17 protein-coding genes are annotated in these 25,027 nt (G+C 42.0%); 12 read left to right on the top strand and 5 right to left on the bottom strand.

Annotated features, from left to right (window positions below; genetic code table 11):
* Positions 1-1,126 precede the first annotated feature (1,126 nt).
* On the bottom strand, positions 1,127-3,058 hold the full coding sequence (locus KOL94_RS23500; protein ID WP_221569103.1) for an ABC-F family ATP-binding cassette domain-containing protein: 1,932 nt from the start codon (positions 3,056-3,058) through the stop codon (positions 1,127-1,129).
* Between the two features lie 219 nt (positions 3,059-3,277).
* Between KOL94_RS23500 and moaC the strand changes: the two genes are divergently transcribed.
* The 4 genes from moaC to tatC are packed head-to-tail and all read left to right on the top strand — an operon-like array spanning position 3,278 to position 5,455.
* Positions 3,278-3,757 (top strand): cyclic pyranopterin monophosphate synthase MoaC, encoded by a 480-nt coding sequence (moaC, locus tag KOL94_RS23505; protein ID WP_221569104.1) that lies wholly within the window; start codon positions 3,278-3,280, stop codon positions 3,755-3,757.
* 56 nt (positions 3,758-3,813) lie between these two features.
* Positions 3,814-4,452 (top strand): redox-sensing transcriptional repressor Rex, encoded by a 639-nt coding sequence (locus KOL94_RS23510; RefSeq protein ID WP_221569105.1) that lies wholly within the window; start codon positions 3,814-3,816, stop codon positions 4,450-4,452.
* Between the two features lie 34 nt (positions 4,453-4,486).
* Positions 4,487-4,684: a twin-arginine translocase TatA/TatE family subunit gene (locus KOL94_RS23515; RefSeq protein WP_221569106.1), complete on the top strand. Its 198-nt coding sequence runs from the start codon at positions 4,487-4,489 to the stop codon at positions 4,682-4,684.
* 18 nt (positions 4,685-4,702) lie between these two features.
* Positions 4,703-5,455 carry a twin-arginine translocase subunit TatC gene (gene tatC / locus KOL94_RS23520; protein ID WP_221569107.1) on the top strand — a complete coding sequence of 251 codons (753 nt, stop codon included), beginning with the start codon at positions 4,703-4,705 and terminating at the stop codon, positions 5,453-5,455.
* 543 nt (positions 5,456-5,998) lie between these two features.
* Here tatC and KOL94_RS23525 read toward each other — a convergent pair.
* Together KOL94_RS23525 and KOL94_RS23530 are read right to left on the bottom strand one after the other, a co-directional pair.
* Positions 5,999-6,202, bottom strand: coding sequence for a YdiK family protein (locus KOL94_RS23525; RefSeq protein WP_221569108.1), 204 nt, complete (start codon positions 6,200-6,202; stop codon positions 5,999-6,001).
* A complete protein-coding gene (locus tag KOL94_RS23530; protein WP_221569109.1) occupies positions 6,199-6,912 on the bottom strand; it encodes a CPBP family intramembrane glutamic endopeptidase in 714 nt (237 codons plus the stop codon). The genes KOL94_RS23525 and KOL94_RS23530 overlap by 4 nt, the downstream gene beginning before the upstream one ends.
* 228 nt (positions 6,913-7,140) lie before the next feature.
* On the opposite strand from KOL94_RS23530, the gene groES reads away from it, so the two are divergent.
* From groES to KOL94_RS23570, 8 genes are all read left to right on the top strand, one after another.
* Complete coding sequence (groES, locus tag KOL94_RS23535; protein WP_221569110.1) at positions 7,141-7,425, top strand: co-chaperone GroES; 285 nt, start codon at positions 7,141-7,143, stop codon at positions 7,423-7,425.
* Positions 7,426-7,492: 67 nt separating this feature from the next.
* Positions 7,493-9,136, top strand: a complete 1,644-nt coding sequence (gene groL, locus KOL94_RS23540) for a chaperonin GroEL (protein ID WP_221569111.1) — start codon at positions 7,493-7,495, stop codon at positions 9,134-9,136.
* 317 nt (positions 9,137-9,453) lie between these two features.
* Positions 9,454-10,458, top strand: coding sequence for a LacI family DNA-binding transcriptional regulator (locus tag KOL94_RS23545; RefSeq protein WP_221569112.1), 1,005 nt, complete (start codon positions 9,454-9,456; stop codon positions 10,456-10,458).
* Positions 10,459-10,513: 55 nt separating this feature from the next.
* Positions 10,514-12,205 (top strand): glycoside hydrolase family 13 protein, encoded by a 1,692-nt coding sequence (locus tag KOL94_RS23550; protein ID WP_221569113.1) that lies wholly within the window; start codon positions 10,514-10,516, stop codon positions 12,203-12,205.
* 58 nt (positions 12,206-12,263) lie between these two features.
* Positions 12,264-13,493 carry an ABC transporter substrate-binding protein gene (locus KOL94_RS23555; protein WP_221569114.1) on the top strand — a complete coding sequence of 410 codons (1,230 nt, stop codon included), beginning with the start codon at positions 12,264-12,266 and terminating at the stop codon, positions 13,491-13,493.
* Between the two features lie 15 nt (positions 13,494-13,508).
* Positions 13,509-14,372: a carbohydrate ABC transporter permease gene (locus KOL94_RS23560; RefSeq protein WP_221569115.1), complete on the top strand. Its 864-nt coding sequence runs from the start codon at positions 13,509-13,511 to the stop codon at positions 14,370-14,372.
* A complete protein-coding gene (locus KOL94_RS23565) occupies positions 14,372-15,193 on the top strand; it encodes a carbohydrate ABC transporter permease (protein WP_221569116.1) in 822 nt (273 codons plus the stop codon). Before KOL94_RS23560 ends, KOL94_RS23565 begins: the two co-directional genes overlap by 1 nt.
* Positions 15,194-15,385: 192 nt before the next feature.
* Entirely contained in the window at positions 15,386-18,508 is a 3,123-nt protein-coding gene (locus tag KOL94_RS23570; RefSeq protein ID WP_221569117.1) for a glycoside hydrolase family 97 N-terminal domain-containing protein, read from the top strand.
* 995 nt (positions 18,509-19,503) lie between these two features.
* On the opposite strand, the gene KOL94_RS23575 is transcribed toward KOL94_RS23570, so the two are convergent.
* Positions 19,504-21,474: a WD40 repeat domain-containing protein gene (locus KOL94_RS23575; RefSeq protein ID WP_221569118.1), complete on the bottom strand. Its 1,971-nt coding sequence runs from the start codon at positions 21,472-21,474 to the stop codon at positions 19,504-19,506.
* A 277-nt stretch (positions 21,475-21,751) separates the two neighbouring features.
* Positions 21,752-24,733 (bottom strand): FIMAH domain-containing protein, encoded by a 2,982-nt coding sequence (locus KOL94_RS23580; RefSeq protein WP_221569119.1) that lies wholly within the window; start codon positions 24,731-24,733, stop codon positions 21,752-21,754.
* Positions 24,734-25,027 lie beyond the last annotated feature (294 nt).

The raw sequence follows: 25,027 nt of genomic DNA on the forward strand, positions 1-25,027 counted from the left end.
TCTCATGCTTCCTGAGCATGAGAACCGTTTTTTTATCATTTAAAGAAAGTATAAAATACTTTCTTCAATATAAGGGCAACTAAAGCTCAGCCTGCGCCAAAGGCTTGGCTTTGCCAAGTTTTCTTTATCTTAAAGAAAGTTGTGGCTCCTCTCTCATGCAGACGGCTAAATGTCGAAAAAGGAAAGCGGACTATAGTCGCTTTCCACCCGAACAATGTCTTTTTGAAGCTGAGGGATTTTGTTGGATTGAGGATTAAATGCAAGAATTCTTCCGTTTTTCAGCTGATTTCGCGATCGTGAAAATCATCGTAAACCGCTCCTCGGTTTATATATGCTCCTTTTCTTGCATTTAAAGAAAGTATAAAATACTTTCTTCAATATAAGTTCAACTAAGGTTCAGCCATCGCCAAAGGTTTGGCTTTACCAAGTTTTCTTTAGCCGCTGAGTATCAGGTGGTGCGATTATCCCCAACTGTTGTGGATAAGAACAGCATCCACATCAAAATTAAATTACGTTGATCAATCACCATAAATCGACAAAATGTATTATCTATCAATAATTTTGAAGGTGGAGCTCAAGAAATTAAAAAAGAGAAAAATGCCTTCTTTCGCAATTCTTCGATGATCCCCTCAGTATGTGATCGAGTTGAAGAAACCCCGACAAGCCAGTGGTTTTTATGAAAAAAGGAAGTCTGTTTCAAAGGTTTATATTTCAGTGGATGAACCCGAAGCATTAAAAAAGGCAATAGAATCAAAAATAGTCGAATAGCGTCGAAACTCAGTGTGGAAAACTCTTATCCACAAGTTGTGAACAATGTGGATAAGATCTTGAGACCGAAAGAAAATAAGCCCTTGTGGATGTGAATAATTTTTTGTGGGTAAATCAAGGGTTTTCTGTGGATATTGTGGAAAAATCGACAAGAAAACGGAAGAATTGCTACTGTAACTGTGTATAACTCTGTGGATTATGTGTATATGTTGATTATTTTTGTCTAATAAAGAAAAATTACCAAAGCAAACCTTGGGCGAAGGCTGAGCCAGGCAGAAATTAACAATAAACACAAACAGAGTCTAAATGTAAAAAAAGAATGAAGACTCAATGAGTCATTCATTCTTACCTACCTCTCTTAACTCAATTGTAAACTTTCCCATTCTTCTAGAAGGTTTTCCAGTTCTTGATTGGAGTTTTCCAGCTTTTGATTGTATTCCTGGGACTTTTCATAGTCCTGGAAGACTTCTGGCTTGCTGAGCTCGTTTTCATAAGTTTCGATCGCATTCTCTAACTCTTCGATTTTTACTTCAATTTCTTCGATTCGGCGGAGGCGCTTCCGTTCTTCTTTTTTTGCCTGCTTATCAATCTGGAATTTTTCTTTCTGTTCCGTAGCAGGGGTATGGTGCTGTAGTTGATTCTGCTCTTCTGCCTCAATCCGTTCAAGCTCTGCTTGTTCCGCTTTTTTCTCTGTATAATAGTCGTAATCACCTAGATAGTTTTCCAGTCCTTCTTGAGACAACTCTACGACTCTCGTGGCGATCCGGTTGATGAAATAACGGTCGTGGGAGATGAAGAGGATCGTACCCGGGTAGTCGATCAAGGCGTTTTCCAACACTTCTTTGCTGTCTAAATCCAGATGGTTCGTAGGCTCATCAAGAATAAGGACATTCGCTTTCTGGAGCATCAGCTTGGCAAGGGCGAGTCTAGCCTTTTGGCCACCGCTCAGTTCATTGACGCCTTTCAGGACATCATCCCCACTGAAAAGGAAATTTCCAAGAACCGTCCGGATATCCTTTTCAAGGTGGGTAGGGTACTCATCCCAGAGCTCTTGCAACACGGTTTTATTACTATTGAGATTCGCCTGTTCCTGATCATAGTATCCAATCTGCACATTCGAACCGAATTGGATTGTCCCATTCAATTTTCGTTCAGGATACATGATCGTTTTGATTAACGTGGACTTGCCGATTCCGTTCGGTCCAACAAGCGCGATGCTTTCTTCTTTTTGAATCTGGGTATTGATGTTTTTCGTGAGAATTTCCTGGTTGTAGCCGATTGCCACATCATTAAGCTTCAACACATCATTTCCAGTCGGGCGTTCAATTGTAAAACCGAATTGTGCGGATTTCTCACCGCCTTCAGGTCTATCAAACTTTTCCATCTTGTTCAGTTGCTTCCGTTTGCTTTGTGCCCGTTTTGTTGTGGAAGCACGGGCGATGTTCCGCTGTACGAAATCCTGGAGCTTGGCAATTTCCGTTTGTTGTTTCTCGTATTCTTTCATTTCTTGCTCATATTGCTCGGCTTTCATCTCGAGATATTTGCTGTAGTTTCCGAGATACTTCTTGCTTTTTTGCCGAGAGATTTCATAAACCTGCGTGACGACCTTGTCAAGGAAGTACCGGTCATGGGATACGATGAGCAATGCACCAGGATAGGATTGAAGATATCCCTCCAGCCAGTTCAGCGTTTCGATATCGAGATGGTTGGTAGGCTCGTCCAAAATCAAGAGGTCAGGACGGGTGAGAAGCAGCTTGACGAGAGCTAGCCTCGTTTTCTGCCCACCACTTAAAGAAGAGATCGGTTTATCATAATCCTCTTCAAAAAAACGGAACCCATGAAGGATTGAACGTATATCGTTCTCGTATTGATATCCGCCTCGCAGCTGGAAGTCATGCTGGAGAGCGTCGTATTCAGCCAGTACCTTGGCATAAGCAACCTCATCATTCAGGATATGCTCTTTCCCCATCTTCGCCTCATGGGCACGGATCTGCTTTTCCATGTCTTGAAGATGACTGAAAACCCCGATCATCTCTTCCCATATCGAGTGATCGGATTCCAGGCCAGCATCCTGGGCGAGATAGCCGATTTCGATTTCCTTCGGTTTCATGATGGAACCAGAGTCATGGGAGAGCTGTCCGCTGATGATTTTCAGCAATGTTGATTTTCCTGCACCATTCCTGCCGACAAGCGCGATACGGTCGCGGGATTGTACTTCAAGTTTAATATTCGATAAAATAAGGTCAGCACCAAAATATTTAGTTATGTCTTGGACTTGCATGACAATCATGTTTGTTCACCTCAGTAGTTGAGGTTCAAAAAGTAATTACTATGAAAAATAAACGTTATATTGCATTTTTCGACTTTTTGAACAGCTACTATTAGTGTAGCTTATCTTAGAAAGTTCAGGCAACCAAACAATATTCAAGGATTTGTGATAATTTCCCTTATTCGATGCCTTACTTTTTTATAAAAAAGGGTGTATAGTCTCTGTTAGGGTGGTGATTCTGTGGGCGATTTCACGCATTTCAATGATCAGGGCCGCGCAAGGATGGTCGATATTTCAGAAAAAGAAGAAACAGTCCGGACGGCAAGAGTGCGAAGCAGCGTCCAGGTGACTGAAGAAATTTACAACGCTATCCGGGGCGGTAAAGTCAGAAAAGGTGATGTCTTGTCCGTGGCCCAGGTTGCAGGGGTCATGGCCGCCAAAAAGACCCCCGATATCGTTCCGATGTGTCATCCATTGCCTTTGAAAGCTGTAGATGTATCGTTTGATTGGAAAATCGATGACAGCTATGAATTGCTCATCGATGTGATGGTCAAGACGAAAGGGAACACAGGTGTGGAGATGGAGGCATTGACGGCCGCATCCGCCGTTGCCCTGACGGTGTACGATATGTGTAAAGCAATCGATAAAGGTATGGTGATCGGCCCGACTTACCTGCTAGAAAAGACAGGTGGTAAAAGCGACGATTATCGTAAAGGATAAAACATAGATCAAACAATAGATTCAGTTGGTGTTCTGATAACGAATGGAGGGGTCCGATGAGCGTTGAAGATCAAAAAATTCCGCAAGCTACAGCAAAACGTCTGCCATTGTACTATCGGTTTTTAAAAAATCTTTCTTCATCAGGAAAGCTTCGTGTATCCTCTTCTGAACTTAGTGAAGCTGTGAAAGTAGACTCTGCCACAATAAGAAGGGATTTTTCCTATTTTGGAGCACTAGGTAAGAAGGGTTATGGATACAATGTCAATTATCTGCTGACGTTTTTCAGGAAAACGCTTGATCAAGATGAAGTGACAAAGGTCATGTTGATAGGGGTAGGAAACTTGGGGACAGCCCTATTGCATTATAACTTCTTGAAAAATGACAACACACGTATCGAGTTGGCTTTTGACGTTGATGAAAAGAAAGTAGGTACTGATATCAGCGGTGTACCGATCCATCATTTGGATGAATTGAAGAATTTCGCTGACGCTGATGTATCCGTTGCAATCTTGACTGTTCCTGCTAACAACGCACAGGCTGTAGCAGATCAATTGGTGGAAATCGGGGTCAAAGGAATCCTGAACTTCACGCCAGCACGACTGACGGTACCCGAACACGTACGTATTCATCACATAGATCTTGCAGTCGAGCTGCAATCGTTGATTTATTTTTTAAAGCATTACCCGTTGGATTAATTTGTTCATCCATTTTTTAAGGGAGGTGACCAGGATGCTTGGTCCAGGAAGTTGGATAATAATCGGAGTTGTGGCACTATTGATTTTCGGTCCTAAAAAATTACCTGAGCTTGGAAGAGCGGCAGGAAAAACGTTGAAAGAGTTTAAGAATGCAACAAGCGGGCTTGTAGAAGACGATGATGATAAAAAGAAAGAAAAGAAGAACACTCAAACGAAAACAGATGAGGAATAGACAGGAAGGTAGTTTTGTATGACGGAAAAACAAATGACACTTCAAAATCATATTGAAGAACTGCGCAAAAGGGTTTTTATCGTCATACTTGTTTTTGTAGGAGCGTTCATTGCGGGATTCTTTCTAGCGATGCCGCTTATACAATATTTGCAGAAAACCCCAGAGGCAGCTGGATTGGAGCTTAATGTCTTCAATCTGACAGACCCTTTGAGGGTTTTCCTGGATTTCGCTTTTCTGATTGCGTTATTGATCTCTTCACCAATTGCGCTTTATCAGCTGTGGGCGTTCGTAAGCCCTGGTTTGTATGAAAAAGAGCGAAAGGCAACCCTGATGTACATTCCGCTTACATTTTTGTTATTTATAGCGGGATTATCCTTTTCCTACTTCATTTTGTTTCCGTTCGTCATTGATTTCATGAATGGCCTGGCTGATCTTTTGGGAGTAGAAGAAGAGTATGGAATCAATGAATACTTTCATTTCTTGTTCAGGCTGACGCTGCCATTCGGGATTCTGTTCCAGTTTCCGGTTGTGATCATGTTTTTGACGCGGTTAGGTCTGGTGACGCCGGCTGTACTTCGTAAAATTCGCAAGTACTCCTATTTTGGCTTACTCGTGGTAGCAGGGCTGATTACACCGCCAGAGCTCATTTCACATCTGATGGTGACTGTGCCATTGATCCTGTTATATGAAATCAGCATCCTGATCTCCGGATTCGCATACAGGAAAGCGATGAGGACAGCAGCGAAAGCAGAAGAGGAAGATAGTGCATGAATATTGAAGCGATCCGCATCAGCGGAATCGCTTTTTTGTTTAGCATGATTAAAGTACCGATTTGCTCAAGCTAGGGGTAAAATTGCTCAAGCTGAGCTGATTTTTGCTCAAGCTAGGGGTGAAATTGCTCAAGCTGAGCTCAAATTTGCTCAAGTCAGCAAAAATTTACTCTGCCAGAATTCACTTCCTTAGCGAGACGCGACTCCAACACAACATTTTGGTTGAAAACCACGATTTTTTCTCAAAAAGTTGTAAAGTTCCAAGAGGCTCAGACACGTTTTGGACAGCTGTATTTTTAACACTTAAAGAAAGTATTAAATACTTTCTTCAGTATAAGCGCAACTACTGGCTCAGCCCACGCCCAAGAAGGCTTGGCTTTGCCAAGTTCTCTTATGGGTAGAAGAGTGAACAGATTAATTGAAAAAGTGAACAAATTATCTGGAAAAGTGAACAGAAAAAGTCCAAGCTCGCTCTGATGTGGACGCTCACCCTTCCAGAAACTCAATCCCCAATATCAAAAAAGAACTGCGCTTGCAGTCCTTATTATTTCTTCTTCATTTTATTTATCTTTCTCCGTAATTCGATCATCCGGTATGCATTGAAGAAGTCGTATGCTGCGAGGGCCATGTTGATAAGAGGCCAGAACGACCACACCCCGTACTCTCCTGCATAGAAAATCGCTAAATACGTAAAGATCACGCCTAAGATGAAATAGGCGAAGATCCAAAATGTTGGTGAAAATCTCATAGTAAGCCTCCAATGATAAGTTGAGTGCTCTGTAGTTGTTTTTCAAGCTCTTGTATTTCGTCCCGGAAGACCACTTGTACAAGCATGACCGAGGTATTGACGGCAACATGGGCCACAATCGGTACGATCAAGCGCTTCGTTTTCACATATAAAAAGCTGAAGGTGAAACCGAGCGCAGCATACACGAGAAGATGGGTGAAGTCCCTATGGACGACAGCGAATATAAGAGAGCTGATTGAAGCAGCTATAATGAAATTAGTTCGGTTATAGATTGTGCCAAAAATGACTTTACGAAACACGATTTCTTCAAGGATCGGCCCGATGACTGAAACCACAAGGATCAATAATGGAACCGATAATGTTAAGTCGACGATCATTTCCGTGTTTTTCGATCCTGGCTCCACTCCGAAAACCTGCATTTCAATCGTGGCAGCGATGATTTGCGCAAAGAAAACCATCGGGATACCGAGTAAGGCCCAGCCGATCGTCTGCGGGATTGTTGCCCGTTCATCCCGGTACATCGGGTTTTTGATATCCGGTATTAACATGATCAGGATGATAATGAGACCGATGGAAAAGCTGATCACGTTCCACAGTCCGGGAATTTTTTCTCTTGGAACATCAAATGAGAGTAAAAGCTGACCCCCGACGATTCCAGAAAGCAGCATCAATATATATATGATTAGTATCCAAGCGTATCGTTTGTTCAAACTTTTCTCCTCTTTCATTCGAGATTTCTCGTTGACTCAATGCCCCATTTTAACATAGATTCCTCTGAAATTCCTTTCTCAAGAATTCCGATAAAAATGAATTGAGAAAATTTCATCTTTCTACTTGCAAAAAAAATCAAGATTGATTAATATTAAAACTGGAATTAGCACTCGCTTGTTAAGAGTGCTAATAAATCAAAAATATTATCCTTGAGGAGGGTGTTTCACTTGTTAAAGCCGTTAGGTGATCGTATTATCGTTGAGCTTGTAGAAGGCGAAGAAACAACTGCGAGCGGAATCGTACTTCCAGACTCAGCAAAGGAAAAGCCGCAAGAAGGTAAAATCGTTGCAGTAGGTACAGGCCGAGTAACAGATAATGGAGAAAAGGTTGCTCTTGAAGTAACTGAAGGAGACACTGTTATCTATTCCAAGTACGCTGGTACTGAAGTGAAATATCAAGGTAAAGAATACTTAATCTTACGTGAATCTGACGTATTGGCTATTGTTGGGTAAGCGATAACAGTAATTTTGAATAGGGAATTTTCCCTACATATAACCAATCAAGGAGGTTCTTTGAAAAATGGCTAAAGATATCAAGTTTAGTGAAAACGCGCGTCGCTCTATGCTTAGTGGTGTAGATGCTCTTGCTGATGCAGTAAAAGTAACTCTTGGACCAAAAGGACGTAACGTGGTTCTCGAGAAGAAATTCGGTTCTCCACTTATTACAAATGACGGTGTAACCATCGCAAAAGAAATCGAACTTGAAGATGCATTCGAAAACATGGGTGCAAAATTGGTTTCAGAAGTTGCAAGCAAGACAAACGACGTGGCTGGTGACGGTACCACTACAGCAACAGTCCTAGCACAAGCAATGATTCGTGAAGGATTGAAGAACGTAACGTCTGGTGCAAACCCGATGGTCATCCGTAAAGGAATCGAAAAAGCGACTGCAGCTGCAGTTGAAGAACTTAAGAAAATTTCTAAGCCAATCGAAGGCCGCGAGTCCATCGCACAAGTAGCTGCAATTTCTTCTAGTGACAATGAAGTCGGACAATTGATTGCTGAAGCGATGGAGCGCGTTGGAAACGACGGTGTCATCACAATCGAAGAATCTAAAGGATTCGCTACTGAACTAGAAGTGGTAGAAGGTATGCAATTCGACCGTGGATATGCTTCTCCATACATGGTGTCAGACTCTGACAAAATGGAAGCAGTACTCGAGAATCCATACATCCTTGTAACTGACAAGAAAATTGGAAACATCCAAGAAGTACTTCCTGTTCTTGAGCAAGTTGTTCAACAAGGTAAGCCGATCTTGATCATCGCTGAAGATGTTGAAGGCGAAGCACTTGCAACACTTGTAGTGAACAAACTTCGCGGTACATTCAATGCAGTAGCTGTCAAAGCTCCTGGATTCGGTGACCGTCGTAAAGCGATGCTAGAAGACATTGGTATCTTGACTGGTGCAGAAGTGATCACGGAAGATCTAGGTCTAGACCTTAAATCTGCAAACATCGGTCAACTTGGTACAGCGTCTAAAGTTGTGGTTACAAAAGAAAACACAACAATCGTTGAAGGTGCTGGAGATTCTGAAAAGATCGCTAGCCGCGTGAACACAATCCGCGCGCAAATGGAAGAAACAACTTCTGAATTCGATAAGGAAAAATTACAAGAGCGTCTTGCTAAGCTTGCAGGTGGAGTAGCAGTCATCAAAGTCGGTGCTGCAACTGAAACTGAATTGAAAGAACGCAAGCTCCGTATCGAAGACGCATTGAACTCAACTCGCGCAGCAGTTGAAGAAGGTATCGTATCTGGTGGTGGAACTGCACTTGTTAATGTTTTGAAGGCTGTTCAAGCAATTGAAACAGCTGGAGATGAAAAAACTGGTGTGAAGATCGTTCTACGTGCCCTTGAAGAACCAATCCGTCAAATCGCACACAACGCTGGTCTTGAAGGATCCGTTGTTGTTGAACGCTTGAAAGGTGAAGACCTTGGAATCGGCTTCAACGCATTGACTGGCGAATGGGTCAACATGATCGACGCTGGTATCGTAGACCCTACAAAAGTTACTCGTTCTGCACTTCAAAACGCTGCATCCGTATCAGCAATGCTTCTTACAACAGAAGCAGTCATCGCTGACAAGCCGGAAGAAAACAACGGCGGCGGTGGAATGCCTGACATGGGCGGCATGGGCGGAATGGGTGGAATGGGCGGCATGATGTAATCTGCCCCATAAACCCTTTAATACCAAGGATTTAAACGATTTGTAAGTTGATATTGACTGGATTTTTCAAAAATTAGAGTTAAAATTTTAAAGCTTCTCACAAGTTCATTGAACTCGTGGGAGGCTTTTCTTTTTAAAACTGTAATGAAAAGAAAATCATCTTAGTAGATTTTTAATCGATATTCTAAAAAATTTAATTCACATCCTTACCTATAAAGATTTTCTAATTAGTCTTGACGAAAAAATATCAAGTATGTATAGTATAGATAATCATTTAGTAAGCGTTTACGTATAAGCGGAAATAAGGTGTAATGATCATGAATCCAACAATCCAAGATGTAGCAAAAGCAGCAAATGTTTCGATTGCGACTGTATCCAGAGTCCTTAATAATCAACCTGGGTTTTCCCAAAAAACAAAACAGCGGGTCCTGCAGGCGATTGAGGAGATTGGCTATCAACCAAATGCGATTGCCAGAGGGCTTGTCAATCGAAATTCAGGAACAATTGGAGTGCTTTTCCCTAGTGTGTCCGGGCTTCTATCTTCAGAAGTTCTTCATGGAATTGAAGCACGTGCCAATGAGGAAGGGTACAGTGTGATCGTGTGTAATACAGCTGCAGATCACGAAAAAACGTTGAAATATATTCAGTTATTAAGTGAGAAGCGGGTGGATGGGCTTGTATTTGTGAGTGAAGAGGTCAAGGAGGAGTATTATAAGGCATTTCAACGAATGGGCGTCCCAGTGGTGCTCGTGTTGACGCAGTCTTACAAATATCCATTGCCCTATGTTAAGGTGGATGACTCTCATGCCGCTTATACGGCTACAAATTATCTTATTGAATCGGGTCATGAGCGAATAGGGATGCTTTCAGGCAACCCGAATGATCTCCTAGCTGGAAGGTCGAGAATTGAAGGGTTTAAGCGGGCACTTTTAGAGGCGGGGCTCAGTTATTCCGAATCATTAGTTGAAAATCACATAAGCTTTACTTATGAAGATGGAATCAACAGCTTGCCCCGGCTTTTAGAAAGTCATCCTGATATTACGGGTATTTTTGCTGCCAGTGATGAAATCGCCATAGGAGCGATTGCCGCTGCCTACAAATTAGGTGTCCGTATTCCGGAAGATGTATCAATTATCGGATATGACAACTTAAAACTATCGGAGATGTCAATTCCTCCGCTCACGACGATTGCTCAACCATTCCAGCGAATGGGAGAAAAAGCGATCGAAATGGTTCTTACGATAAAGAATAATAAACAAGCAGAATCTAGCGTTATGCCTCATCATTTAGTGGAGAGAGAATCTGTGAAAAGAATAAAATAAATTTTTTTAAGGATTTACGTAAGCGTTTACGTAAATTTACGAGGAGGACGAGAAAATGCCAGAACAATGGTGGAAAGAAAGTGTAGTTTATCAAATTTATCCGCGCAGTTTTAATGATAAGAATGGAGATGGAATTGGAGATATTCCAGGGATCACGGAAAAACTGGATTACTTAGTGAAGTTAGGGGTGGATGTCATTTGGCTTTCTCCTGTCTATGACTCTCCTAATGATGATAACGGCTATGACATCCGTAATTACAAAGCCATTATGGATGAATTCGGAAGCATGGAAGACTTTGATCGCTTACTGGAAGAAGCCCATCACAAAGGATTGAAAATTGTCATGGACCTTGTGGTTAATCATACCTCTGACGAGCACCCGTGGTTTGTTGAATCAAAGTCATCGAAAGACAGTCCAAAAAGGGGTTACTACATATGGAAAGAAGGTCAAAACGGCCAACCCCCTACGAATTGGGAAGCGGCTTTCAGTGGTTCTACATGGGAATATGATGAATCGTCAGATGAATATTATCTACATATTTTTTCGAAGAAGCAGCCTGATTTGAATTGGGAAAATGAAGAAGTCCGTACAGAAGTTTACGACATGATGTCCTGGTGGCTGGATAAAGGCATTGATGGATTTCGTATGGATGTCGTGAATTTTATTTCCAAGGACCCCAGTTTTCCAGATGGGGAAGTCCAGGAAGGAAAAGCGTATGGGGATGGAAGTCCTTATTTTATGAACGGCCCTCGTATTCACGAGTTCTTACATGAAATGAATAAGGAAGTTCTTTCCAAATATGACATTATGACGGTTGGCGAAATGCCGGGAGTGACACCTGAAGAAGGCAAACTTTATACAGCGGAAGATCGAAATGAGTTGAATATGGTGTTCCACTTTGAGCACATGGGTGTCGATGGAGGAGGCCCCCTTGGAAAATGGTCGCTGAATGACTGGAAACTTACTGACTTGAAAAAAATCTTGTCCAAATGGCAGTACGAATTAGAAGAACAGGGATGGAACAGTTTGTATTGGAACAACCATGATCAGCCAAGAGTGGTATCGCGATTTGGGGATGATCGGGAGTATCGTAAGAAGTCGGCAAAGATGCTCGGAACATGTCTTCATCTAATGAAAGGGACTCCATACATCTATCAGGGAGAAGAGCTAGGCATGACGAATGTCGCCTTCGATACGATAGAGGATTATGAAGACCTTGAATCATTGAACATGTACGAGGAGCGGGTGAATCAATACGGAGATAACATCAAGGATGTCATGGAACGAATCCATTATAAAGGCCGGGACAACGCAAGGACGCCTATGCAATGGTCAGCAGAGGAACATGGAGGCTTTACGACAGGGACACCTTGGCTCCGTGTCAATCCTAACTATAAAACGATCAACGCAGAAGAGGCCTTAGACGATCCAAATTCCATTTTCCATTACTATCAAAAATTAATCCAGCTCCGTAAATCGAAAGATGTTGTCGTTCATGGGAAATTTGACTTGCTGCTTGAAAATAGTGAAGACATATTTGCCTATACCCGGACCTATGAGGGAGAAGTATTGCTTGTTCTTTGTAATTTCACGAATAAAGAGCAGGAAGCGGATCTTAGCGAATTTCATGAAAAAAGTGGTGAAATCGTTCTGACCAACCGAGAAGGAAAGATCCTCACCCACCCAGACCTTTCTAAAGTCACGCTTGAGCCATATGAGGCTACGGTTATCACTACTGAGAAATAGTCGGGAGGCTTTTTGGCGTTAAACGTAAACGTTTACTAAAAAGAAGGAGTGGAGAATGATGAGACGAGTCATTCAAATCGTTGCAAGCTGTCTTTTGGGTGCGTTCCTACTCTCGGGATGTGGAGAAAGTACATCTTCAAATGGAGAAGTGAACCTTGAACTGTTTTCCAATAAACCAGAAAACATCAACACCTATAACAAGCTTATAGAAAAGTTTGAGCAACTTCACCCGGACATTAATGTAGAACTTTATGCGCCGCCGTCTGCGGAGACCGTTCTCCGTACAAGGCTTGTGAAAGAGGATATGCCTGATATCCTCTCTATCGCAGGGAGTGCACTTTATGGTGAACTGGCAGATGCCGGGATATTGAAAGATTACTCAGGAACAAAAATGATTGAAAATGTTCAACCAAGTTATGTTGATATGATTGATCAGCTTGTTCCTGGAAATAACGAGGGGACATACGGCATTCCATATGCTACAAACGCTAACGCTGTCATCTATAACAAGAAGCTGATGGATGAGCTGGGGCTAGAGGTTCCAAATACGTGGGATGAATTTATAGCAGCATTAGAAAAGGCTGAACAGGAAGGTGTTACCCCGATTTACTTTACGTTGAAGGATGCGTGGACAGGCATGATTCCTTGGAATGCCGTGGCGGGCGTTTTACAGCCAGATCATTTTGCGGAAAAAAAGAACAGCGGGGAAGCAAGTTTCCAGAAAGACTACCAAGAAGTGACGGGCAAAATGCTACAGCTATTAGAATACGGTTTAAATGACAATCTCCAATACGGGTATAACGATGGAAACAATGCATTTGCAAACGGAGAGGCGCTCTTTTATTTACAAGGGAACTGGGCCATTCCGGAGCTGAAAAAAGTGAATCCTGATGTCAAACTCGGTACCTTTGCCATGCCAGTTACCAACGACCCTGAGAAGAATAAGCTTGTCTCAGGTGTAGACGTCATGTTGACAGCCTTGAAGGATAGTGAACATCCGGACGAGGCGAGGCAGTTTATTGAGTTTATGGTCCAAGAAGAAAATGCAGAGCAATACATTGAAGAACAGTACGCCTTCTCTGCTCTTAAAGGTGTGAAACAAGAGGATGAAATTCTTAGTGGCCTTCAAGAAAAGATCGCGAATGATGAGATTACTAGTTTCCCAGATCACTATTATCCTAGCGGCATACAGGCCCCGAATTTGATTCAATCCTTCTTCATTGAAAAGAATACAGAAGCCTTTTTGAAGAAAATGGACCGTGAGTGGGAGAAAGTCCAAAAACGTTAAGGGGGAGAAAGCGTTATGAGAAATCGGCAGCGTGCTTTTTTACTGATGGCGATGCCAGCCGTAATCATATTTTTTATTTTCCATACCTATCCCGTTCTTCAAGGAATCTTTTATAGCTTTACAAATTGGAGAGGCTACGGAGAATGGGGTTTTGTCGGGCTTAGCAACTACTTGAACGTCTTTCAAGATGGTCGAGCGTTAAGCTCCTATTGGTTTACATTTAAATTTGCAATCATCTCTACCATTTTAGTCAATATTTTCAGTTTAGCTGTGGCACTTGGTTTAAATGCGAAAATCAAGTTCCAAAAAACACTTCGGGCCATTTATTTTTTGCCAAATATCTTAAGTATCCTCATCATCGGGTTTATCTTCAACTTTATTTTTACACACTTCCTGCCAGAAATTATGGGGGTGCTTGGATTAGATTCATGGGCTAAAAATATTCTTGGCGACCCAGATACAGCTTGGATCGGGATTGTCATAATGACGGTTTGGCAGGCGACAGCCTTCAATACCATCTTGTATCTAGCTGGTTTGCAAACAATTCAGGAAGATGTGTATGAAGCGGCAGAAATAGACGGGGCAAATGCTTGGAAGAAGTTTTTGAAAATTACCTTCCCATTAATTGCGCCATTTTTCACAATCAATATGGTGTTAGCGATGAAAAACTTTCTGATGGCTTTTGATCAGATTATTGCTCTTACCAACGGCGGGCCGGGGCAGGCCACCGAGTCGATCTCTCTCTTAATCTATAAAGGTGGATTCGAAGGCGGGGAGTTTGCCTATCAATCTGCGAATGCCGTCATTTACTTTATCATCATTGTCGTGGTTTCAATCTTTCAAATTCGTGTGCTTCAGAAACGGGAGGTGGAGATGTAGTGGTAAAAGGAAAGAAAAATTGGCTCCTCACTTTTCTCTTGATCTTAGGGACTGTGCTTGTCTTACTTCCCCTGTACTTGACCATTACAATTGCGTTGAAAACGCCCGAGGAAATGTCCGAATCCCTTCTCTCATTACCCAATGAATGGCGCTTTCAGAATTTTGCCGATGCCGTCGAGGTCACGAATTTCTTCAGTGCCCTGTTTAACAGTACGTTAGTAACTGTATTCGTTGTCCTCTTTACCCTTCTATCCAATTCACTTGTCGCCTATGCGATTGCGCGTAATATGCACAAACGGTTCTACAAATTCCTTTTCTATTATTTTGTCAGTGCCATGTTTGTACCATTTCCAATCATTATGCTTCCGATTGTGAAGCAGACAGCGATCTGGAATATCGATAATCCTATTGGATTGATTCTTTTGTATGTGGTATATGGTCTTGCTTTTAACGTATTCATCTACGTTGGTTACATCAAATCGATTCCGAAAGAGTTGGAAGAAGCGGCGATTATGGATGGTGCAAGTACATGGAGGGTATTCTGGAAGGTCATTTTTCCACTGTTGACACCAATGAATGCTACCGTCGGGATTCTTACATGTCTGTGGGCGTGGAATGATTTTATGTTGCCGCTTGTCATTTTAAGTGATCCGGACTTTGCTACTATACCGCTAGTTCAATATATTTTTCAGACGGAGTTTAGTACCAACTATAATTTGGCCTTTGCCTCTTATTTAATGGCGTTAGCGCCTATGATTTTAGTCTATGTCATTGCTCAGAAATGGATTATTAGCGGAGTGATGAAAGGGTCCATCAAGTAAAGACGTCATCAATAGAAAGCCCAATACCTTTCATGCATACTTGATACTTTTAAAAAAGGAAGGTTCCATGAAATTAAGCTTCTGTAAAGGGGGGATGTCTACACTCCCATACGTAAACGTTTACACTTGATGCTATTGAAGAATTTCAAACTTGTTCTTGTCACGTCCCATCTAACTATGAGGAGGAAGAAAATGATTAGAAAAAGTATAACCCTTTTTGTCATGCTGAGCATCCTGCTTTCTTTTTCAGCCACTATGGTGTGGGCTGATGGTTCATCTGCTTCTGTAAGCTCGCCAAATGGGAAAATCGATTTAACCTTCAACCTTAATGAAAACGGGGAACCCCAATACCAGCTCTCTCATGAGAAGGTGCAATTGGTTAGGCCTTCTTCAATGGGTTTTCAGTTTAAAGACCAAGATCCATTGAACAGTAATTTTGAAATTGTGGATACATCGACGGAAACGTTTAATGAAAGCTGGGAGCCTGTGTGGGGAGAAAAGGATACCATCAAGAACCACTACAATCAGTTAACCGTGTATCTCCAGGAAAAAGAGTCCCCACACAGAAAAATGAATCTCGTCTTCCGAGCTTATGACGATGGAATAGGTTTTCGCTATACGCTGCCAAAACAAAAGAACTTAGATGAGAACCTGCAAATTACTTCGGAGGATACGGAATATAAATTTTCCAGCAATAACACGTCCTGGTGGATCCCGAATGACTGGGACAGTTACGAATACAATTACAAGCAAACACCGTTAAGTGAGGTTAAGGAAGTCAGCACCCCATTTACAATGAAAACACCAAAAGGGATTCACATGACGGTACATGAAGCGGAGCTCGTCGACTACTCAGGGATGGCTTTGCAGGCGGTAGAAGGGGAAAAGAATACATTCAAAAGTATTCTTGCTCCATGGCCGGACAGCGATGTGAAAGTGAAAAAGGATACCCTTCCTGTTGAAACTCCGTGGAGAACGATTGAAATCGGTGAGGATGCTGGGGATCTAGTGGAATCGGACATGATTTTGAACCTAAATGAACCTAGTAAAATCGAGGATACCTCATGGATAGAACCCATGAAATATGTGGGTGTTTGGTGGGAAATGATCAGTGGAAAATCAACCTGGGCATCCGGAGAAAAGCATGGAGCAACAACGGAAAATGCCAAACGCTATATCGACTTTGCGAATCAATACTTAGACACTGAAAATCAAAATATCGGTCTGCTAGTGGAAGGTTGGAATATCGGCTGGGATGGAAATTGGATAGAAAATGGGGATCAATTTAGTTTTACGGAACCTTACCCTGATTATGACTTAGAAGAAGTAGTTCAATATTCCAAAGATCGTAACGTTTCCTATATTATGCATAATGAAACATCTGGAGATATCCTCAATTATGAGGAGCAAATGGATGAAGCATACCGTTTATATCAACAACTGGGGATTCATGCGATTAAGAGTGGGTACGTTGCTGACAACGGTATACACAATCCAGAGGGCCAAAAACACCATGGTCAATATATGGTCAATCACTATAATCAAGCAGTCAAGAAAGCAGCTGAACACCAAATCATGATTAATACACACGAACCGATCAAATCGACTGGCCTTGAACGTACTTATCCGAACTGGATGAGCCGTGAAGGGGTAATGGGAATGGAATATGCTGCGTTTGGAGATCAAAATAACCCACCGGAACATGATACGATTTTGCCATTTACACGAATGATGGCTGGGCCGATCGATTTTACACCAGGTATCTTTGATGTAGAAATTTCCCACGCAGATACCAGGGTCCATACGACTCGTGCCAAACAATTAGCTATGTATGTTACGATTTCTTCTGGTACTCAAATGGTTGCGGACTTAACGGACAACTATAAAGATGAAGAGGGGAAGATTTTGCCAGAATTTAAGTTCATTAAAGATGTACCTGTAACGTGGGACGATATTATGGTTCCAAATGCTGAAATTGGCGATTATGCTACGATTGTCCGCCGCAGTGGCGAGGAATTTTATATCGGTAGTATTACGGATGAACAGGCGAGAGACTTGGATGTCGACCTAGACTTTTTGGATAAAGGCAAGAAGTATGTAGCGGAGATTTATTCTGACGCCCATGATGCGGATTTGGAGGAAAATCCTGAAGCGGTTTCCATCCAAAAAGTGATTGTGGACCGCGATGATACACTGATCGCTTCCATGGCAACAGGAGGCGGACAGGCTGTACGAATGTATCCTGCTTCTAAAGAGGAAAGGAAAGAGCTTCCTAAATATAAGGCTCCTAAGCTGGAACTTTCCTATCAACATGTCCCAGAAGTTATCCAATCCAATGATGAATTCCAGGTAACGGTAGAAGCGGAGAATAAAAGCGAAGTCGTGACAGGTAAAACGGTCCAATTGATGGTAAATGATGAGCAAGTAGCTGAAGAAAAGATCAGAATTGCACCTCACAGTACCAAAGAAGTGACTCTTTCTTACAATAAACTATTTGAACCAGGGAAATATAAAGTTCAAGTTGATGGACTAGGTGTTAATCAAGTGGAGGTCAACGAAAAAGAACCAACCTTTGAATATAGCGAACTTTCTGTAACAGCGGATGGGGAAAGAATTATGGCTGAAGCCACAGTGACCAATTATGGTACAACCGCAGGAACCACCACTGTTCCTTTCGTTGTGAACGGCGTCGAAGTGGAAACAAAAGATGTAGAAGTTCCCGCTCAAGCAGGCGGAGGCACTCAGAAAGTGACCTTCACCTATGATACAAATGGGAAAGCAGACGCTTATAAGGTTTCCATAGGGAACTTAGTACCTGAACCTATAGCCATGCCATTAATCAATCTTGCGGGAAGCTGGCTTTTCCAAAAAGGAGATAATGAAACTTGGAAGTCTCCTGAGTTCGATGACAGCAGATGGCAAGAGGTCACCCTTCCAAGCAGTTGGGAAGATCATTCCAATTACTTCGAAGACGACACTTATGGATGGTATCGAAAAGCGATCCATATTCCAGAAGAATGGAAAGGCTATTCGTTAAAAGTGAAGCTTGGAAAAATAGATGATGTCGATCAAACGTTTATGAATGGTCAAATGATCGGCGAGTCTGGCACTTTCCCAACGGGAGAAGGAGAACAAGGAATGACCTCTGCGTGGGATTGGGAGCGCGAATATACGATCCCTGCTGAAGTGATTCGCTACGGAGAAGAAAATGTTCTAAGTATCCGCGTATTTGATGCCAAGTACGGGGGTGGATTATACGATGGACCTCTGACTCCGATTGAGCTAATCAAGGAAGATGAAGATAATGAGGAATAACTACCAACAAACATACAACTAGAGAGAGCGATACTGAACAAGAGTATGATCTTATTTGTAGTGAAGAATATTTCGCATATCTGTGAATCTATAGGTGCGTAATGGAGTATCTACGGTTATTTCTTGGTTTGATAGAATCTTTAAATCGAATTTATCATTTTGGGGAATTTTACTTGAAAATATAAAAAGAGGTTTTCCATATGTTCTCTGAACTACTGGGAACCTCTTTTTTTGGCTTTGCAAACGTCTCATCCTTGCAAATAGATGAATGAAGCCATTTCCTCCTTTAGGTGTAAATTTCTTTTTACCAGTAGTTGGATCACCATTTACTGCCTCTTTTTCGGAAATTAGCCATATTTTATCCCTCCTTTTTTATACTAATCAATTAACCGAAAAGAGAAAATGCCAGGACACAGAGCATTAGAATTAGTAGTAAGCTTTTACCTAAACGCCATATTAACGCTGGAGTAAAGTGGCCATCCTAGATAACTCGACTTCCACCTGATAAAATCGCCGGGCTATTCGAATCGGTTCCTGAGAGGTGATCGACATAGTCATTCAATAGGTGGGTGAGCGCCCCGTGAATAATAAAACCTCCAAGTAATAATAGAAAAAATAAAGACAATAAAGAGGTTACTTGCAATTGGTAATAGAGAAATAAGGGAAGCATGGTCCAAACAATCGTAGCGACACTGGAGGAAACTACTGCGATTGCTCTGAGTAAAAGCCAGTAGCCTTTTAAGTTGGGTAATGCTTGTTGAGTAATTGCCCACCCCTTCCTTGCGTAAACTGTATCTCTTTTTCAGTTTAGATGACTATCTTCTATAAATCTAGTAATGTCTGGGGTTTGAGGTATAAAATTTTTTCAACCTCCCATAATGGTTAGTAAAAAACATGGGAGAAGGAAGGACAATAACACGTTTGATACTGACTGTGCTGCCGAAAAAAACACCCCCCTAGCAAGAAAGCCAGGGGGGCAGAACTTATATCATACTTCATCGCTCGTATTTATAAAGCTTATGGTCTCGTGCGAAATAAAAGTTTCCTTCACCATCTTCCGCAAATAATAATGCATCGTCTACAAGAGTTTCGTGTTCTAATGTGTCTGGATCCACTTTAAACAGTTCCCCGTGGGTTTGTCCATATAAGTTGCCATCTTCATCATAAGTCAAGAAGCCGCCACGCCATAAGTGACCGACTTGATCCCAATCAAGTGAATATAGTTCTTTTTCTGCTAATACTTCTCCACTTTCTGGCTCGTATTTAAACAATACGCCGGAAGTCAGTCCCCATAAATATCCTTCATCATCAAAGGTTAGAGCGGAAATTGCTTTTTCGCCTTGGACTGGGATAGTTTCAGAAACCTTTTGCCCGTTTTCTACATCCCAGACGAATAATTTGGCTTCTTCCTCAGATGGCTGAATTCCTAATCCACCCCATACAGAGGTCCCGCCGTACACAAGTCCGTCCTTATATTCTAGGGAGATAACGCTTTGGTTTTCTACTACATTTCTATGGAACTCGTATTCCTCTGTCACTGGATCAAAAATGGTCAAAGCCCCACCTAACTTCCCATAATCAGGAACGGTACCTACCGCAAGCTTATCACCTGCTGACACAAGTGCAAAAGGTCGATCCTGATCTTGACCTTTCAACTCAAAATGTTCAACAGGGTTTGTACCATAATCATAGGTTTGGTCCGGGTCATAGGAAAAGAGGCCAGCACCTGTATAAACCCCCATATACAAGCGGTCATTATGCGTGGTCATTCCTTCGATTTGGCCCATTCCTTTATATTCTGTAAGTTGATCGTTCTGATAATCATATTCAGCTAGCCCGCCAGAAAAATAGCCTCCGACAAAAATGTTACCATTTGGGCCTTGTGCAAGTGATTGGATATCTACTGGCTGCCCCTCGATTTGCCCTGCTATTATCCTATGGTTTCCAGTGATAGGATTGTAATGGCGTATGTTTCCATTCCACGTAATGCCTGCCAGAGTTTTACCTGGATAATCCTTGCCTCCAATAGTTATCCAACCGAATCCACGAGCTGAAAATAAGTCATCAAACCCAGTTGGTGTTAGTTCTAATGATTGTAAATTATAAGAATGGAGCTCGCCGTCTATAATTAGGAACGCAAGGTTTTTGGGTCCTGCAGGTGAGACATCGAGTCCACTCGCGTTTTCTATTTCGTCGATGATTTCCATTGTTTTCAAATCAAATACAAGGATGGTACTTACTCCAGTGACTCGTGCAAATAACTTATCACGGACCACCGTCATATCATACACATTTGTCTGGTCATCAAATTTTTCTGGGAGATCTATTTCTCTTTTTTTGCCTGTTTCAATGTCTAATTCTACGAGATTGGGTCCATTAGTTCCTACACCTACATAAGCTTTGTCTTTGTAAATATCGATGCTTCTCGCATATTGCTGGCCTTCTGACATTTGACCATAGTCACGGAACTCGTCTGTTGCCGGATCGTATTGAAAAACTTTGGCGTTAGGGAAGGTCCCGCCGTAGATCCGCCCCTGGTCATCGGAGCTCAGCCGCCAAATAAACGATTCTCCAGCGATTGCGGTTCCAAGGTTTTCTATATGGTCCTCCCCAGGTGTGTAGCGGAACAACGTACCATTTGAATACGTACCAACATATACATTCCCATCAGGGTCCACCGTTAACGCCCATGAATTGCTGGCACCTTCTAATTCAAAGCTGTCAACACGTTCGCCTGTTTCAGCATTCACGACATTAAATACTGCTGGCGATCCTCCTGCTACTGCATAAACCCAGTCTTCACCGTTAGGTCCTTCTCCGTATGCGGCGCCAGGTATGGATACACTATTTATCGCTGTTCCGATTTCCTTCACATTGCTTTCATCTGCTTTGGCGGATGTTGCATAAAATACAGAGACACTTGCAAGCAAAGCGGTCAATATGAACAAATAATAGATTTTTCTCAAATAATCCTTCCTTTCTTTTTTAGAAAATGACAGTTGAGACAGGGCGGGTTGATATTGGTTTATTCAATTCTATGAAAAAAGTCGATTCATCCATCACCTCCGAAAAAAGTTGAAGTTCACTTAACAATAAAAAGAAAGCGGTTACAAATATTTGGTTTGTTCACCAATTTTTTTCTTGCTGTCTTTGTGGAGTATCCTATATAACCATCCTTAGTGAGACAAGTCTATTAACTGTCTTAAATTAGAAGCCCCCGGCCAGTAAGCCGAGGGTCTCTATCTACTTGGAAAGGTAGAAATCTAAGTCAGTTAACAAGTTTTGTTTGACTAGTTCGTCTTCAGGTGTCCATTTGGTCAGGTGATGCTGCATCACTTCCAGGTGATGAGCGGATTGTTCCGGTCGTTCATTTTCTAAATGGTGGATTGCCTGTTTCAATTGATTGGAAGTTTGTTTGTATATGTGGTGCGGTATTTGGTTGTCCTCATAGCTTTCCGTCACATATCTTTCAAGAGAACCAAGCGTGACGTCTACTTGAAGCTCAACTGTTTCTGATTCCAGTGTTTCTCCATTCTCTTCTACGGTTGCTTTTATAGTTGCTGTGCCAGGACTGGCGGCTATGAGTTTTCCATCTGATTCATAAATAACATCTTCATCAGATGAAATGATATTGACATCATCTAGTTCAACATCTTCACCATTTCTAAGCGTCCCTGTTACAGAGTAGCCGGTAGTTTCCCCTCGTGTCAGTTCTGTTGTGTCAACCTGCAAATTGATTTCTTGTAATTGTTCTGAGGTTTTGACTCTTTCATAGAGTGCGAAATCGTCAAAGTAGCCATCAGTTAATGAATAATTGGTGCTTAAGGCGAACACACGGGCATAGGCACCATCAGCTGGAGCAAGGATTTTTTGTTGGACCTTCTGCCATTCACCATGTCCAGATTTGACTTGAAAGGCTTCACTCTGTACTTGGTTGCCATCTTCATCGTAAATTCTTACTAATAGACTTGGGGTACCTGAGATCAGGTTCATCATCACTTCACTTAAATATTCCTTGCCAGGTTCGACTGGAATAGGGTCACTATAGACAGCGACGGTATTGTTTCTTACCTGATCGTATACTTTCAGACTCTGATCCCCTGTATAAGCTGCCTCTGAGGTCACTTCGTACGTATATTCATCACCTGTGTCGAACATGGAGGTCCATTGCTCAAAACCTGATTCAAAACTAGAATTTCCTACTTCCAATGGTTCCCACGTATAATCATAATCGATTACTTCGATTTTTGATAAAACAGTACGGTTGTTGTATGGGGAGAAATAAATGTCTCCATCTTCTCCAATATCAAAGGATACTGTCCTGGTGATATATTTAAATTCTAGTGTTTCTGGGTGGATGACATATAAGTTACCACCAGTATTCACGTAAAGAAGGCCGGCTTCTGACCACTCGAGGTGAACGTTATCCCACGCACTCATGTTTGGATTCGGGTTCACTTCGACACTTTTTACGACTTCGAGAGTCTCTGGATCAAGGGCGAAGATATATCCAGTAGAGCCGCCCCAAATATAGTCATCATTCTTACCGACTTTTAAATCTCCGATATGTTCTGGCTTGTCCAGACCATCGATGTTCAAGGATACTTCTTTCGTTTTTTGTTCCGTTTCCGGATCCCAAACGAATAATTTCGCTTCATCTGCTGTCGGCGTGCTTCCTAATCCGCCATTGATGGTCGTCGATCCATATAGTTTGCCATCGGTGTAGGCAAGACCGTTAACGCTTTGGTCTTCTACAACATGACGAAAAACTTTGTGAGTATCGCCATCATAAACGGTAAGAGCACCGCCAAGGTTTCCGTATGTCGGTATACTTCCTGCAAATAGCTTTCCATCTCCATCTGTCAGGGTGTGAATACGTTGCTGTTCCTCTCCGACTACAAATAGGTCGGTTGCTGGTCCTGCCGGATTGGTTTCTGGATCAATCATTTCAATGCTGCCGGCTGGATAAACTCCGAAATAGACTTTGTTATTAAACGAATGGACAGAATCCCCTTGACCGATGTTGAAAGATTCACTTTCGCCTGTTTGTGGGTTGTACAGGGCGGCTGTTGCTCCTGTCATACCTGTGATATACATTTTATCTTCAGAATAACTGAAAATTTCGTTTGTCACATTTGGCGTAGGTGGAACGATAGAAGAGTAGGTTACGACTTCTTCTGTTTCTATGTTGAAAAAGACGATACTGCCGTTGAATGTAACGGTAACCAGACTTTTTCCTGGAAGCTGATCATTTCCTTCAATTTCTACCCAATCGGACCCGCGGAACCCACTGCCATATTCCATGGTTGTCTCTGTAACTTCCAAAGACTCCAAATTGAGATACTTTAATTTATTGTCGGCTATGAAGTAGACATTCCCTTCCAATGAGTCAGTGACATGAAGACCAGACACATTGGTGAGTTCGACATCTAGCCAGGTCTCTTCCTGCAGGTCATAAACGTACATGATTTTTGAATCCTTGTATCGAGCAAAAAGATAGCGGTCGTCAACGATATTCAGGTCATATACTGTCCCGGTGTCATCAAGTTCAGCTGCAATATCGACCTTTTCTCCTGTTTCTAGATTAAGTTTCACAATTTGGTCATGGGCTGTACCGGCGTAAATAAAACCTTCATGATAGCCGATAGACCGGACATATTCTTGACTTGACTCTCCAATCATTCTTCCGTAATCTTGTAGCTCTCCCGTTTCCTTATGGTATTTGAAGACACTTCCGTCGGAATAAGTGCCGATATAAGCATTGCTATTTTCGTCAACAGTCAACGCCCATAGTGATTTGTCTGGAATTCGAGCTAATTGATTGATTTCCTTAGTTTCAGGTGAATATCCCCAAAGATACCTACCTCCAGTGACATAAACGGTACCATCGGGAGCCACTTCATGATGCCAAGAATCCTGGGCTCCTTCCATCGGTAAGATCCTTAAAACTTCTTTTGTTTCTAAGTCGACCACACTGAACATAGCAGGCACACTTTTAGAGGTTGTATATAGGACATCATGTCCGTCCTCTACTCCTGCTGCGCCATCATAAATGGTAGGTGCACTGTTTAAAGGTTGAGTTATTTCAATAGGAGAAGTATATTCTGGAAGCGAATCAGGTGTTGGCTCGGCATGAGAGGCTGTGGGCACAGAGAACATAGGAATGACTAATAACAGACATAGAAAAATACTCCAACTTGTCACCAGTAAACTTTTATTATACATTGTTAACCTCCTGTATGATTTTGGCTGAAAGGTAATTCCTAATGACCATACAATACTTACATCCGCTTACCTCCTTAATAGCGTTGTTTCTCTTGTTTTAAATGGTATAGAACTGAATGGGTCTTTAAAATGACTATATGTTATATAGGTTATAATCCTTAAGGGATAGGTATATAGACATATAAACATTAAAGAAACCCTGTTATTGCAGGTAGGTGGAGATTAAATCGATACATATTAATGGACTTCTCAATGTGGTGATCAGGCGCTATGTCGCGCTATGTCATGGAAGGA

The organism is Alkalihalobacillus sp. TS-13 (genome assembly GCF_019720915.1).
Classification (GTDB): domain Bacteria; phylum Bacillota; class Bacilli; order Bacillales; family Fictibacillaceae; genus Pseudalkalibacillus.

Coding starts and splice junctions, on each gene's coding strand:
- KOL94_RS23500 (WP_221569103.1), bottom strand. CDS start 3,058: ATGATTGTCATGCAAGTCCAAGACATAACTAAATATTTTGGTGCTGAC.
- KOL94_RS23510 (WP_221569105.1), top strand. CDS start 3,814: ATGAGCGTTGAAGATCAAAAAATTCCGCAAGCTACAGCAAAACGTCTG.
- KOL94_RS23515 (WP_221569106.1), top strand. CDS start 4,487: ATGCTTGGTCCAGGAAGTTGGATAATAATCGGAGTTGTGGCACTATTG.
- tatC (WP_221569107.1), top strand. CDS start 4,703: ATGACGGAAAAACAAATGACACTTCAAAATCATATTGAAGAACTGCGC.
- KOL94_RS23525 (WP_221569108.1), bottom strand. CDS start 6,202: ATGAGATTTTCACCAACATTTTGGATCTTCGCCTATTTCATCTTAGGC.
- groL (WP_221569111.1), top strand. CDS start 7,493: ATGGCTAAAGATATCAAGTTTAGTGAAAACGCGCGTCGCTCTATGCTT.
- KOL94_RS23545 (WP_221569112.1), top strand. CDS start 9,454: ATGAATCCAACAATCCAAGATGTAGCAAAAGCAGCAAATGTTTCGATT.
- KOL94_RS23550 (WP_221569113.1), top strand. CDS start 10,514: ATGCCAGAACAATGGTGGAAAGAAAGTGTAGTTTATCAAATTTATCCG.
- KOL94_RS23555 (WP_221569114.1), top strand. CDS start 12,264: ATGAGACGAGTCATTCAAATCGTTGCAAGCTGTCTTTTGGGTGCGTTC.
- KOL94_RS23560 (WP_221569115.1), top strand. CDS start 13,509: ATGAGAAATCGGCAGCGTGCTTTTTTACTGATGGCGATGCCAGCCGTA.
- KOL94_RS23570 (WP_221569117.1), top strand. CDS start 15,386: ATGATTAGAAAAAGTATAACCCTTTTTGTCATGCTGAGCATCCTGCTT.
- KOL94_RS23580 (WP_221569119.1), bottom strand. CDS start 24,733: ATGTATAATAAAAGTTTACTGGTGACAAGTTGGAGTATTTTTCTATGT.